Source organism: Kosakonia sacchari SP1 (genome assembly GCF_000300455.3).
GTDB classification, from domain to species: domain Bacteria; phylum Pseudomonadota; class Gammaproteobacteria; order Enterobacterales; family Enterobacteriaceae; genus Kosakonia; species Kosakonia sacchari.
The window spans coordinates 2424390-2437304 of the sequence record NZ_CP007215.2 but is presented as its reverse complement, the minus strand read 5'-3'; the positions used below and the strand labels follow the sequence as shown (position 1 = coordinate 2437304).

At 53.0% G+C, this 12915-nt stretch carries 13 protein-coding genes; 2 read left to right on the top strand and 11 right to left on the bottom strand.

Annotated features, from left to right (window positions below; all coding sequences use genetic code 11):
- Positions 1-46: 46 nt before the first annotated feature.
- Genes C813_RS34550 through C813_RS34540 form a run of 3 tightly spaced genes read right to left on the bottom strand, consistent with a single transcriptional unit; the run spans position 47 to position 3415 of the window.
- Entirely contained in the window at positions 47-1702 is a 1656-nt protein-coding gene (locus C813_RS34550) for an ABC transporter permease (protein ID WP_017456905.1), read from the bottom strand.
- A gap of 46 nt (positions 1703-1748) precedes the next feature.
- Positions 1749-2717: an ABC transporter substrate-binding protein gene (locus tag C813_RS34545; RefSeq protein ID WP_017456904.1), complete on the bottom strand. Its 969-nt coding sequence runs from the start codon at positions 2715-2717 to the stop codon at positions 1749-1751.
- Complete coding sequence (locus C813_RS34540; protein ID WP_017456903.1) at positions 2714-3415, bottom strand: ABC transporter ATP-binding protein; 702 nt, start codon at positions 3413-3415, stop codon at positions 2714-2716. The genes C813_RS34545 and C813_RS34540 overlap by 4 nt, the downstream gene beginning before the upstream one ends.
- Before the next feature lie 237 nt (positions 3416-3652).
- Between C813_RS34540 and C813_RS34535 the strand changes: the two genes are divergently transcribed.
- On the top strand, positions 3653-5431 hold the full coding sequence (locus C813_RS34535; protein WP_017456902.1) for a sensor domain-containing diguanylate cyclase: 1779 nt from the start codon (positions 3653-3655) through the stop codon (positions 5429-5431).
- Between the two features lie 70 nt (positions 5432-5501).
- Entirely contained in the window at positions 5502-6074 is a 573-nt protein-coding gene (locus C813_RS34530; protein ID WP_017456901.1) for a flavin reductase family protein, read from the top strand.
- 8 nt (positions 6075-6082) lie between these two features.
- On the opposite strand, the gene C813_RS34525 is transcribed toward C813_RS34530, so the two are convergent.
- The 8 genes from C813_RS34525 to C813_RS34490 all read right to left on the bottom strand — a co-directional run bounded on the left by C813_RS34525 (position 6083) and on the right by C813_RS34490 (position 12807).
- Positions 6083-7021 carry an alpha/beta hydrolase gene (locus tag C813_RS34525; RefSeq protein ID WP_017456900.1) on the bottom strand — a complete coding sequence of 313 codons (939 nt, stop codon included), beginning with the start codon at positions 7019-7021 and terminating at the stop codon, positions 6083-6085.
- A gap of 123 nt (positions 7022-7144) precedes the next feature.
- On the bottom strand, positions 7145-8101 hold the full coding sequence (locus C813_RS34520; protein ID WP_017456899.1) for a cyclase family protein: 957 nt from the start codon (positions 8099-8101) through the stop codon (positions 7145-7147).
- 301 nt (positions 8102-8402) lie between these two features.
- The gene (gene pptA / locus C813_RS34515; protein ID WP_017456898.1) at positions 8403-8633 is read right to left on the bottom strand and encodes a tautomerase PptA; all 231 of its coding nucleotides are present in this window, start codon (positions 8631-8633) and stop codon (positions 8403-8405) included.
- Positions 8634-8704: 71 nt separating this feature from the next.
- Positions 8705-9748: an acyltransferase gene (locus C813_RS34510; protein ID WP_017456897.1), complete on the bottom strand. Its 1044-nt coding sequence runs from the start codon at positions 9746-9748 to the stop codon at positions 8705-8707.
- A gap of 11 nt (positions 9749-9759) precedes the next feature.
- On the bottom strand, positions 9760-10419 hold the full coding sequence (locus C813_RS34505) for an SGNH/GDSL hydrolase family protein (protein WP_238593053.1): 660 nt from the start codon (positions 10417-10419) through the stop codon (positions 9760-9762).
- Between the two features lie 188 nt (positions 10420-10607).
- The gene (locus tag C813_RS34500) at positions 10608-11228 is read right to left on the bottom strand and encodes a glutathione S-transferase family protein (protein WP_017456895.1); all 621 of its coding nucleotides are present in this window, start codon (positions 11226-11228) and stop codon (positions 10608-10610) included.
- Positions 11229-11261: 33 nt separating this feature from the next.
- Positions 11262-11789, bottom strand: a complete 528-nt coding sequence (locus C813_RS34495) for an AAA family ATPase (protein WP_017456894.1) — start codon at positions 11787-11789, stop codon at positions 11262-11264.
- A gap of 4 nt (positions 11790-11793) precedes the next feature.
- Positions 11794-12807, bottom strand: coding sequence for a LacI family DNA-binding transcriptional regulator (locus tag C813_RS34490; protein ID WP_017456893.1), 1014 nt, complete (start codon positions 12805-12807; stop codon positions 11794-11796).
- Between the last annotated feature and the right edge of the window lie 108 nt (positions 12808-12915).

Sequence of the window (12915 nt, the reverse complement as noted above, 5' to 3'; positions counted from 1 at the left end):
TTATAGCGTATTTTTTTCGCTTTACCGTTGATTTCGTGCCCCCGATTTATCCCTTTGTGCTGCGTTGCATAATGCCGAGCGCGGTGAGCATCAACGCCAGCCCGGTGAGCAACGTCAGTGTGGCCATTGCCATCCCCTGACCTACCGAACCTTGCTCGAATTGCCGCCAGATAAACACCGCCACGGTTTGTGTACCCGCTGGTGTCAGCAACAGCGAGGTGACCAGCTCGCGCGAGGCAATGGCGAACACCATTAACATGGAGGCGAGCATCGCCGGGAAAATCAGCGGCAGCACAATCAGCCGCAGCGCCTGAAACGCGCTGGCACCGTGAACCCGCGCGGCAGGCTCCAGATTGCCGCCCAGCTGGCGCATGGCGCTAGCGATATAACGCACCGGCCACGGCAACAGCAGGCAGCAGTAAGAGAGGAGCAAAATTGCCCAAGTGTTGTAGGGTGAAACCGGCCAGAAACTGCGGTTCCACAGCAAAATCAACCCCACGCCTACCACCACGCCGGGCAGCGCGGCAGGCATCAGCGATAACGCATCCATTACCGTACGCCCTTTTATCTTTTGCATCACTACCAGCCAGGCAGCGCACAGGCCCAACGCGCCGGTAATTAGCGCCGCGCCGAATGCCAGCGACAAACTGGTGCCCAGCGCGGGCAACGCGTCACCGCGCTGTTCAAACAGCGCGGCAAAATGTTTCACCGTAAGATTATCCAGCGATACGCCGCCGGAAAGTGTGGCGCTGAAGCCGGTGAGCGCCATCGACAATCCCGGTAGCACCACGGCGAGAAAACCGACCGCCGCCATCATCAGCAGCACCGGTAAGGTAGCAAAACCGAGTTTCGCCCCGACATGTTCTGTCGGTTTCCCGGAGATGCTGGTGACATCTTTATCGCCGGTCAGTTTGCGCTGCAGCCACCATCCGCACAGCGCAATGGCGATCAGCACCACCGACAGCAACGACGCGCCGGGCAAATCGATCGGCCAGTCAGCCAGTTTCTCTTCGATGCCGACAGTCAGCATCACCACGCCGGAGCGTGTTCCCAGGGCGGCGGGCACGCCATACTCTTCCACCGCCAGCGTAAACGCCAGCAACATACCTGCCGCCAGCGCCGGGGAAAGTAACGGCAACGTGATATGGCAAAAAGCGCGCCACGGCGTGGCACCATGAACGCGGGCGACTTGTGCCAGGCGCTGCCCGCTGGCGAGCAAACTGCGCGATACGGCAAAGTAAACCACCGGGAAGATATTCAGCGTCATCACCAGAATGAGGCCGCTCTTACTGAACAGCAGATTATTAAGATCCAGCCCGGTGAGCTGCATCAGGTAGCCCTGGGTTTGTAACACCAGCATCCACGACAGCGCGGCAATATAGGGCGGGGTTAAGAACGGAATCAAAAACAGCAGATCCCACAGTTTCGGGCACGGTAAATCAAATAAGCCGCGCGCGACGCCGAGTGGTAAGCCAATCAGCGCGCTGCAAAGCGCAACACCGCAGGCGATTTGCAGTGTCCCGCCGAACATGGCGGGCAGTTGCGGCTCGGCCAGCAATGTGGGGATGGCGGAAAAAGCGCCGCCAAACTCGCCCGCGCTAAAGTGCGGGAATACCGCCTGCAACACAATAAACAGCAGTGGCAGCGCGACCAGAATCAGCAGCAGCGCCAGCGTTGCTTGCGCAATTAATCTTTGGTTCACAACGGGTATCCTGAAAGCGGGGTTGCCCCCGCAAAGATCGAAAGGATTACTGGGCAAAGAGCGCGTTAAAGCGCTTCAGCACCTCGCCGCGTTCGCTGGTGCCGCTGCTTTGCGTCGGCAATATTTTTAGCTCAGTAAATAGCGGACGTTTCGCTTCCACGTCCGTGCGGGCAGGCATCAGCCAGGCGTCGGCGACCATTTTCTGCCCTTCCGGTGACAGCACGTAATCGATAAACGCTTTGGCGTCATCGGCGTGTTGAGTGGTTTTGAGGATCATCATGGGACGCGGAGCGATGACGGTGCCGCTGGCCGGGAAGATCACTTTCAGCGATTCGCCCTGCGCGATATTGCCATACGTTACATAGTCGACCGCGCCAAACACCGCCGCTTTTGCCCCTTGCATCACCGGCGTTACCGCCTGGGCGTTCGGACCGCTCACCACCATGCCGTTCTTTTTCAGCGCATCAAACAACTGCCAGGCGCGGTTGCCCATGCCATTTTGCAGACCGATCAGCAGATCAAGCGAGGCACCGGAAAGTGACGGATCCGGCGTGGTGACTTTGTCTTTAAAGTCCGGAGAGGTCAGATCGTTCCACTCTTTCGGCTCCGGAGTGCCGCTCTTTGTGTTCCAGACAATCCCCAGTGCGGAGATGCCCTGCGCCACATAGTCGGCGCTTTTTAACGTCTGCGGGACATTTCCGGCATTGGCACTGGTAAACGGCAGCAGCCAGCCGCGATGATGCAGATCTTCGGCGGTGTCCCATGAGGCAGAAATCAGAATATCGGCCTGCGGATTGGCCTGTTCGGCTTCCAGACGCGCCATCACTTTACCGGTGGTGGCCTGGAAGATATTGACTTTAACGCCAGTTTTTTGCTCAAAGCCGCTGGCCAGGCTTTTTGCCAGCGAGCCAGGGCCTGCGGTGTAAACGGTCAGCGCGTGCGCACTGGAGATCATCATGGACGACAGCACCATGGCTAAAGCGACTCCTTTTTTCACGGACGGTAAGGCTTTCATACAATTTCCCCTGAGGATGAAGTAACGGTTCGTACAGATTCAACGGTCCCGGACGCTAAATGCACAATGCGATCGGCAAGTAGCTGTGCTTCGCGGTGGTCATGAGTGACATACACGGCGGTGGTGCCGAGCTGGCGCAGCAGACGCGCCATCTCAAGACATAAGGATTCGCGCAGCGCGGTGTCGAGATTGGAGAGCGGCTCGTCGAACAATAAGACGCCAGGCTCGGCGACAATGGCGCGTGCCAGCGCAACGCGCTGTTGCTGCCCGCCGGAAAGGCCTGCGGGTTTACGCCCTGCAAATTCCGCCAGCCCAACCCTTTCCAGCGCCTGCGATACGCGCTGTTCGCGCTCTGCGCGCGGTAAGTTGCGCATTTTTAGCGGGAAAGCGACATTTTGCGCGACGCTCATATGCGGCCACAGCGCGTAATCCTGAAATACCATGCCGATGTCACGCGCCTCCGGCGGCAGTGTCCAGCCCGCTTTCGCCACCAGGCGATCGCCAAACCAGATCTCACCTTCCGCCGGTTCACTCAGCCCCGCCAGCAAGCGCAGCAACGTGCTTTTGCCGCAGCCGGACGGGCCGAGCAGCGCAACAATGCTGCCAGGTTGAATATGTAAATCGATGTGATTAAGAACGGTATGTGCGCCAAAGGCATATGAAACGCCTTGTAAGCGGATGTCTGTGAATGCGCTCATCCACGCCCTCCCGTAACAGAAAGCCGTGATTTACCCGTGGTCTTCATCCGACGGGGCGCATCCACCTGCACAAAAGTCAGGGGAGCAAACATATTGTTATCCTCTTTGGGATTTGATTGCGGCTGACTATAGGCAGCGAATATGACGAAGAAATGACGTCAATATTGCGCATTGATTTTTAACTGAATGTCTAAACTGATAGGCATATTCCCGCACTCAAGTCGAAAAGGATCCCCCGTGCGCATCGCGACGATCACCAATTTTGCTTATACCGCGACCGTGGTATTAACGCTGACCTCCGGCGTGGCGCTGTTTATGGCGTCGAATGCGGAACGTGCCGAGCGTGACGCCGTGGCGCAAAACCGCGTTTTCGATGAGTTAATAGACGATCTGGAAAAAGAGGCCTATGCGTTAAGCGATCTGGCGCGGGAAGCGGTGATCAAAAAGCAGCCGGAAGTGATTCAAAACTGGAAAACCCGCCAGCAGCAGGATGTCGACCTGGAAAATCATCTGGTTGCCCTGCGTGACCGGGGCGCGTCCGATGAAGAGTTACTGATCCTGCGTGATGGGCTGTCAACGCTGGATCAGCTCGAAGATGAGCAGCGCATCGCCATTGCCGATATTGAAGCCGGGAAAACGGACGAGGCGATGAATCTTTTGTATAGCGCAAGCTATGAAGAGCGGCTTTCCGAAACGGAGTACCGTTTCGCCCACTTCCGCAGCCTGGCGGATCAGCGTGTCCAGACGGCGATAAGCGAAGCAACTGACCGCTCTTTACGCTTGCGTACGTTGTCCGAAATTATGGTCGGGCTGACTGCGTTGCTGTTCCTGTTTGTGCTCGGTTTTATTATCAAACACCGCATTTTGCGCCCGGTGGTGACGTTAAGCGATGTGGTTAACCGCCTGGCGACTCAGGATTACAATGTGGAAGCGCCGGTGCTGGCGCAGGTGGATGAGATTGGCGATATGGCACAGGCGATCCGCATATTTCGCGAAAATGGCCTGACCCGCCAGCGGCTGGAACAGGAGCGCGACGCGGAGTGGGCCACGCGTACCTTGCTGGCACGAATGACGCAGCGGCTGCAGGGGTGTGATTCCCATAGCGCGATTTTTCGCGTGGTCAGCCGCTTTGCGCCACAAATCATCCCGGATATGGGCGGCCGGTTGTTTGTACTCAATCCTCGCACTAAGCGCATGAAATGTGTGGCGCGCTGGGGTTTGCCGCCGGGCGAAGACGCCCCCTTCCCGGCTGAACACTGCTGGGCGTTAAAACGTGGGCAGTTGCATAGCCCGGCGAAAGGCGGCGTTGACATGCCGTGCGAACATATTCAGCCCGAAATTGCCTCCCGTGCGATTTGCGTGCCGCTTAACGCGCAGAATAAAAGCATTGGTTTGCTCACCTTCGATAATTACACGCCGGGCAAAGAGCCACCCTATATCTACCTGGAACTGCTGGCGGAAACGCTGGCACTGGCGCTGGCAAACCAGATCCTGCGCGATACCTTGACGGAACGCGCCATGCACGACTCGTTGACCGGCCTGCTCAACCGCCACAGCCTGGATGAGACGCTGCGCAACATGCTCGACCAGGCGATGGTAGAAGGCACAACGCTGAGCTGTTTGATGGTCGACGTGGATTATTTCAAGAAGCTCAACGATCAATATGGTCACGACGCGGGTGACAAAGTGCTGCGCGAGTTGTCACGGTTGATTACCGAAACGCTGGATGACAACAGTATTGCGTTCCGTTACGGCGGTGAAGAGTTCCTGCTTGTTCTGCCCGGCGCGGATGAAGTGCAGGCGAAAAAAGTGGCTGAGACGCTGCTGTATAATGTCCTCAATCATCACATGCTTTATGAATCACAGGATATAGGCCCGGTGTCGGTTTCTATTGGGCTGGCGACCTGGCCGCGCCACGCGCGCGCAGATAATCTGGTGCGTGCGGCCGACCTGGCGCTCTATCTGGCGAAAGAACAAGGCCGCGGTCAGATTGTGGTGGCCAGGAGTGCCGGATAATGCGCCTTGCCTTGATTTTGCCGCCTGTTCAGCCATTTAATGGCAGAAACGTTTATACAGAGGAACCGCTATGAGCTATTTCCGCCCGGTGGCGTTAGAACATGCCAGCCGCCTGCTAAACCACGGTCCGACCATTCTGATTACCAGCCGCGATGAGCAGATCGACCGACGCAATGTGATGGCGGCCGCGTGGTCGATGCCGGTTGAATTCTCTCCGCCACGCATTGCGATCGTGGTTGATAAAAGCGCCTGGTCGCGCGAATTAATTGAACGCAGCGGTATGTTTGGCATTGTGGTGCCAGGTGTTGCGGCAACCAACTGGAGTTACGCGGTCGGTAGCGTCACCGGGCGCGATGAAGACAAATTTAATTGCTATGGCATTCCCGCGTTTGCCGGGCCGGTGCTGGGCTTGCCGGTTATCGAAGAGAAATGCCTGGCGTGGATGGAGTGTCGTTTGCTTCCGCCGACCGCCGCGCAGGAAAAATATGACACGCTGTTTGGCGAAGTGGTTTCCGCCGCCGCCGATGAACGGGCGTTTATCAACGGGCGCTGGCACTTTGATGACGATAAGCTGAACACCATTCATCACCTTGGCGGCGGCACATTCGTCACCAGCGGCAAGCGCATCACCGCTGGCGAGTAACGCAGCATTTACTCCGGCAGTGCCTCGATCCAGTTCATCGTCAGTTCTGGCCAGACTGCCGCCGGCAGGTGTTTCACACCGCGTACGCCAAACCCATGCTGCCCCTGGCTGAACAGATGCAATTCGGTGAGCACGTTATTCGCATGCAGCGCGTTGAACATCACCAGCGAGTTGGCAACCGGCACGGAGGGATCGTCCACGGCATGCAGCAAAAATGTCGGTGGGGTTTGCGCGGTGATATTCTGTTCCGGCGAGTAGTGTTTGATCTGCTCCGCCGTTGGCGTTTCACCAATAAGCGCTTTTCGCGAGCCGGCGTGGGCAATCGCCTGATCCATTGAAATCACCGGATAACCCAACACCACAAAATCTGGCCGCGCGTGCTGGTTATCAATGTTGTCCACTGGCGTGTAAACCTTTTCGTCATAACGTGTTTCCAGACTTGCCGCCACGTGCCCGCCCGCAGAAAAACCCATTACACCAATTTTTTTCGCATTGAGATGGCGTGATTCCGCCTGCGCGTGCAAGGTACGCAACGCACGTTGTGCATCCGCCAGTGGTGCGTTTGAACCTTCGGCGTGGCCATCTTCCGGCATGCGGTAGGTCATCACAAATAAGGTGTAACCGCGCGCATTGAATGGCGCGGCTAAATCACTGCCCTCTTTATCCAGCACCACGCGTTTATAGGAGCCACCCGGAATCACCAGAATGGCGATACCGTTAGGTTTTTGCGGTTTATAAACGGTGATTTGCGGCGCTCGGGTACCGGTCACGGCGCGGTCGGGAAGCGCAGGATCTTTACTGCGTTCGGTTAACACGAAACTGACTGGGCTATTTTGGGCGCCTGGCGCATCGCCCTGCGGCCAGATGGGAAAACGCTCTGGCGCGGCAAATAAAGGTTGCGAAAAAAAGAGCAGCGCGAATGTCAGTGAACTGAGTTTCCGGAACATAATCATCTCCATGTCAAAGATGCTTATGTAACATTAACCCGCTATATGAAATTCGAGCCGCTCCACAGAACAATATTTTACTAAAAATGAAAAACACTTCAGGGTAGCGCTAACAACAAACAACTAATAAATCGCCACAGGGTTGATGTTGACCTGTGTTGAACCGGTGTACAGCGGTTGGCCAAGGACGAACAAGAATTCCCAAACTTGCTTGCCGACCAGTGGACGTGTATCGATCAACTCCAGGTTGTAGATCCCCCGTTTCGCTAACATATATTGATTGATCGGGAATTCCTCCTTAGTTGCAGGGTTTGGATACACTTCTGACGCCCAGGTATCGCCGCCAAACGCGACGATCTGCTGGTCCGCCAGCCATTTTGCTGCTTCCATGCCAATACCAGGCTCCTTTTCCAGAAACTGTCTATTGTCTTTACCAACAAGTTCCAGCCATCCGGTATTGAATAAAACAATATCGCCTTTCTTTAAGGTTAATCCCTGGTTTTTTAATACCGACTGAATATCCTCGACACTAAACTCTGTGCCGCCGGGAACAATCTTTTGTTTATAATAAGTGGTCATATCTAACACCACGCCTCGCGTTACCATCGGCGGGACTTTTTCAATGCCTAATTTTTTAACGCCATCAATAGTGACGAAATCTGCCGCTTTATTGCCGTTGTAATAGATATTATTAATGCCGATATGGCCGATGCCGTTTAATTGCGTGCCCACGCCTGTCCATGCATTGACCAGTTCATCATTAAAGGTGAATTTATTCGGCCCAAGCGTTTTCCCATCCTGCTGGCCGGGCTGAATATTGTAGAGATGAAAACTGCGGTGGCGAAACGCCGGGAAATTTTTATCGACCGGCACAGCCAGCGGTACGACAACGCCTTGTTTTACAAGGTGAACGGCTTGTAAAACCACCTCGGGCGTGAGCAAGTTTGCGGCACCTATTTCGTCATTTGCACCATAAATTGAGGGATACCAGTTTTGTGATTCCGCTACGGGTTCTGTGGCTTGCAACGGCAGTGCTGCAAACAGGGGCAATAATAATATGAAAGAACGGGATGGCTTCATAAAAGACGTTCCTTGTTTAATATGCCGCTGGCGAAATTAATCGAATCAGCGCTTTCCGTGATAATTATATTGCTCTGGTTATGAGCCTGAGCGAGATAATAAAAACTCTAGAGTTGTATTTAAGATCGCGCAAATATGAATTTTCTGAAAGAAAAAATAATGAAAAAACTGATGCGCTTACGTGCATAATCAGATTGCCGCGTATTATATATTCCGGACGGTTGCTCGAAACAACATGAGTATCTTTTGTTGTCGATATTGATAAAAAAAGCCTGCGCAACAGACGCAGGCGGCAGGAAATCTACAGTGAATAGCCGGGCTTCTTGATAAGCCTGTCGATATGCGGCGCAATCTCGGTGTCCCACACCTGCGCTTTCCAGTCGTCCGGCGTGACTTCGTTAAGGGCGACGCTGACAGCGCTATCTTTGCTGTTTAAATGGCGAATAATCACCTCGGCGATATCGCTCGCCAGTGCGTTTTTTTGCTCCTCGGTAAGATCGCGGGGAAAACATTTGATATCAACGTGCGGCATAGCAAACTCCTTGTTTAATAAAGAGAGTGACAGTAGCACAAGTTACTGCGCTTTGCGCCGCATTCAGGTTATCAAAGTGTGACAATTCTGGCTGTTATCTTTGATCTTTTTAGCAGCGCACAAAGGCCGTAAGCCAGGATAAAAGCCAGCAAGGAATAAGCAATGATATAAAGATAGCTATTCATCCCCGGGATAATTCCCAACAGATTTTCATGAATAAACGCGCTGTGTACTTCCACCACAAAGATGTTGTGTACAAGGTAGATCCCTAACACACTGTCACTCACATTGCTCACCCAGCGTGGCAAGGCGTTAATATTCAGGTTAACCACAAATAAAAACAAACCGACCGATGTGATAAGTAATAATAGGTTATAAAACTTACCATAAAAGATGGCTATTCCCGCATTGGACGAAATAAACGCCAATATTAACAATGCGATAATTGCCAGTACTAACGTCATAATGTGCGCAACGGAGAATGGCCTGAGTGTAGGTTTAACCAGCCCGAGATAACCGCCAATTAAAAAACAGATCAGTCCTTCGGGTTGAAAAGGAATGAGCAAGTTAAATGCAAAAAGCGAGAAATCAAACCTGGCTTCGGTCCATGCATTGATTAATGTCAGGTTGGCGATGATCACCATTAGCACAATAACTTGCAGAATTTCACCCGCGCGTTCTTTCTTAAAAGCATGCCGCATTAAAGGCGTGAATATGTACAGCGGAATAATGGCAAATATAAACCATAATGGCGTTGCTTCTGTGGTGGCTTTGCTGACATTCAGGTAATTAAGGAGATTTATTTCGGGCACGTCGGTAAATCTGCCTATCCACCAGGTGTCATAGGCGTAATAAAAGAGTAACCAGAAAATCAATACACCAACGATGCTTTTAATCTTCGCAATGACATAGTTCGCTTGATTCTCGTGTTTGTTATTTAATAAAAAATAGCCGCTACAGATAAAAAACAGAGCAACACCCGATAGCCCCGCCTGTCTGAAAAAGCACAACACGACATCGCTTTCGTCGCGATTGAGAAAAAACAACGTTACGTGCGCCAGGATGACAAGAAAGATGGCGAGTATCTTCAGGAGGTCGATGGAAGCAATTCTCATATCCACCTCTCCTACAGCGATAAAATGAAGTGCGTAATCTTAGTTGCCAGCCTTTCCATGCCTAATTTTGAAGGATGCAAACCATCGGAAATTACGCCAGTGGTATTACTGGTCATAATATCCATATTGAATTCGTTAAAGCCGGAGTTCTTTTGCAGGTCGAGATAAGGTATGGAATATTCCTCACACTTTTCTCTGCTAGCGTTACAATAATCAGTCAGATAATATCCTTTGGCATTTTTTTGCCCATGACCACGCGCAATTGAAACGGGTGTCGTAACAACAAACCCTACTCTGGCCAACGGAAATTTTTTTATGACGCCGGTAAGCAGTAGATCCATTGCGCCATAAAAGGTTGATGACGTTTTATCGTTTCTGTCGCCTATTTCGGTACCGCCTTCCGAGCCGAAGTTAAAACCAAAATCATTGCCACCGCCCCAGATAGTAATAAGATCAGGATCTTCACCCATGGTTTTATAGCGTAAGCAGATAGCGGAATTATCATGCTCATTCTTTTGTGCAATACAGGTTCCACCAATACCGTAGTTTGTCCATGTCGCCAGCCCTAAATTCTCTGCGACGATGGGTTGATACCATCCTCGTTCTGTTATGCTGTCGCCAAGCGTAAACCAGGAACCACCTTTCAAATACGAATGAATATATTCCATCATTTTCACCCTGTTAAATTATTATTCCGATTTTGCTGTATAGCTGCAATATTGCGTCGACTACGAAAATTCGCCAAATGTTGTCTCATATAAGCGGGGCGATTTCAAATTATTTTTTCTCGCCCTCTGTTTATATACCGCTTCAACTTATACGAGATGCTAAGAATATTAAAATAATCCGAAATTACGGGTTAACGGATAATTTCATTATTTCGCAGCACGGTTTGTAATTGCGGTAACTGGCATACCGCATCGGCGATGGCGGTAATATTTGGCGCGTGCTCGGCAAACCATGCATGACGCGGCCCCCATGTGCGCATGACGCAAAGATAAATATCCAATAGCGTCAGTTGTTGACCAAAAGCATAAGGCGTTGCCTGCAATTGCGTGTCGAGCCACAGATAGAGCGATTTACGATACTTCTGGCAATTTTCTACCAGTTGACCCGGCGCATCTGCGGCCCAGCGTTCCGGGTAATCGGCGTAGGTAAAAGTGGGATAGACATTCGCGACAAGCCACACCAACAACCGCCAGAACTGCTGGCGTTGCGCGGTACCGGCGGCGGGAGCGAAATCCGGGCGCTGGTCGAGGATCATCAGCGCTACGGCGGCGGATTCCGTCATCACGCTGCCATCATCCAGTTGCAGGGTTGGCACCTGGCATAGCGGGTTTAATTTTCGCAGGGTATCCTGCTGTGGGCCGGGTTTGTCGAAGCCATCGACATTGACGAAGTGATAAGGGATATCTGCCAGCGTCAGCATTACTTCGCTGATGGCCGATCCCCAGCCGGGAACACCATAAACCGTAATCATAAGGGCTCCTTATGTTCAGGATGAGCCTTAAGCTTAGGTCAGGCTGGCGAGAAATTCGTCAACTTGTTGCGGCGTGGTAAGGCGGACAAAGCGCAAATGCTGATAACGCGGATCGGCCATATCCCGCGCATAACGTTCGCGGTTTTTGCGCCAGGTCTTTAACGACCAGAGAATGATCGACTCGCGGCTCAAAAAAACACGACGCAGGCTTTCGCGATTGCCGGTTCCAGGCCATAACTCCTGTTTGCTTCTGGCGCGTGCGATGGCGCGAAGCGTCACCTGGCGTAGTGTGCGCCAGAATCCGAAATCGACCCACACCACCAGATCCACATGCCGCCATTTAATGTCGCGGCTGCGGTTATAGTTGCCATCGAGCACCCAGCCGGGTTGTTCCAGCAGTTTTTCCAGACGCGAATACAACTCCTCATCCGGCGTCCCCTGCCAGTTGGGACGCCAGTAAAGCAGATCCATTTCGATGTAAGGCACATTGAGCTGGCTGGCCAGACGTTTCGCCAGCGTCGATTTTCCGCTGCCGCTGGTACCGATAACGTTAATTCTCATGAGATCACGCTGATTCCCGTTCAATAAAGTGAAAACCGATATCCACGATCTCCTCCCCGGAACTTGTCCCTTCGATACGCTCCATTAGCAGGGTTGCCGCGCGCTGGCCAATGATTTGCCTGTCGACGCTCACCGTGGTGATAGCGGGATTATTCCCGGCGGCGAAATCGAGATCGCCAAAACCAATAACCGCCACATCCTGCGGTACGCACAGACCACGCGCTTGCGCTTCAACAATGGCCCCCTGCGCCAGCGTGTCGGAGCTGCAAACAATCACGTCGGACTCACCCAGCGCCAGTAACTGCGACAACCCTTCGCGCCCTGAGGTAAAGCGTGCCGGCAGCGCCACATCCACACTGAGCGGATCGGTAATGCCATGACGCGCCAACGCTTCACACAGCCCTGCTTTACGTTGCGAGGCGCGCTTATCAACCGTCCATAGCAAACCCGGGCGGCGATACCCTTTGCGCAGCAGATATTCTGCGGTAGCCTGCCCCACTTTCTCATGCGAAAAACCGACCAGCATATCCAGCGGTGTGGGCGTTAAATCCCAGATTTCCACTACCGGCACACTGGCGTTGAGGATCACTTTTTTCAAATCGGTTGAGTGGTGAATACCGGTCAGCACAATACCATCCGGGCGGCGCGACAACAGCGCTGCGACCAGCTCCGCTTCGGTTTGCTGGGTATAACCGGCGACGCACAGCAGCATATGATAACCGCGCTTAGCCAGTTCATCGCTGATGGCCTGGATCGTATCGACAAACATATTGTTATTGATCTGCGGGACAACCACGGCAATCAATTTGCTGCGCCGCGATGCCAGGCCCCCGGCCAACGCATTCGGGATATAGCCTGTTGCTTTAACGGCGGCGAGCACTTTTTCCACCGTTTTCGGACGCACCAGTTGCGGCGTGTTAAGCGCCCTACTTACGGTCATTGAGGAAAGCCCCGCAGCACGGGCAACATCTTCCAGCGTGGGCGCGCGCGGCGGCACAGGACGGGCGGTTTTCGACATGTTCACTCACAGAGAACCAGACGGTTATGGGCTATTAATAATTTGTGTTTTTGTATTATACCGCTTTCTCCTTTCATTGCCTGTCTACCCTCATAAATCAGTGAGTTA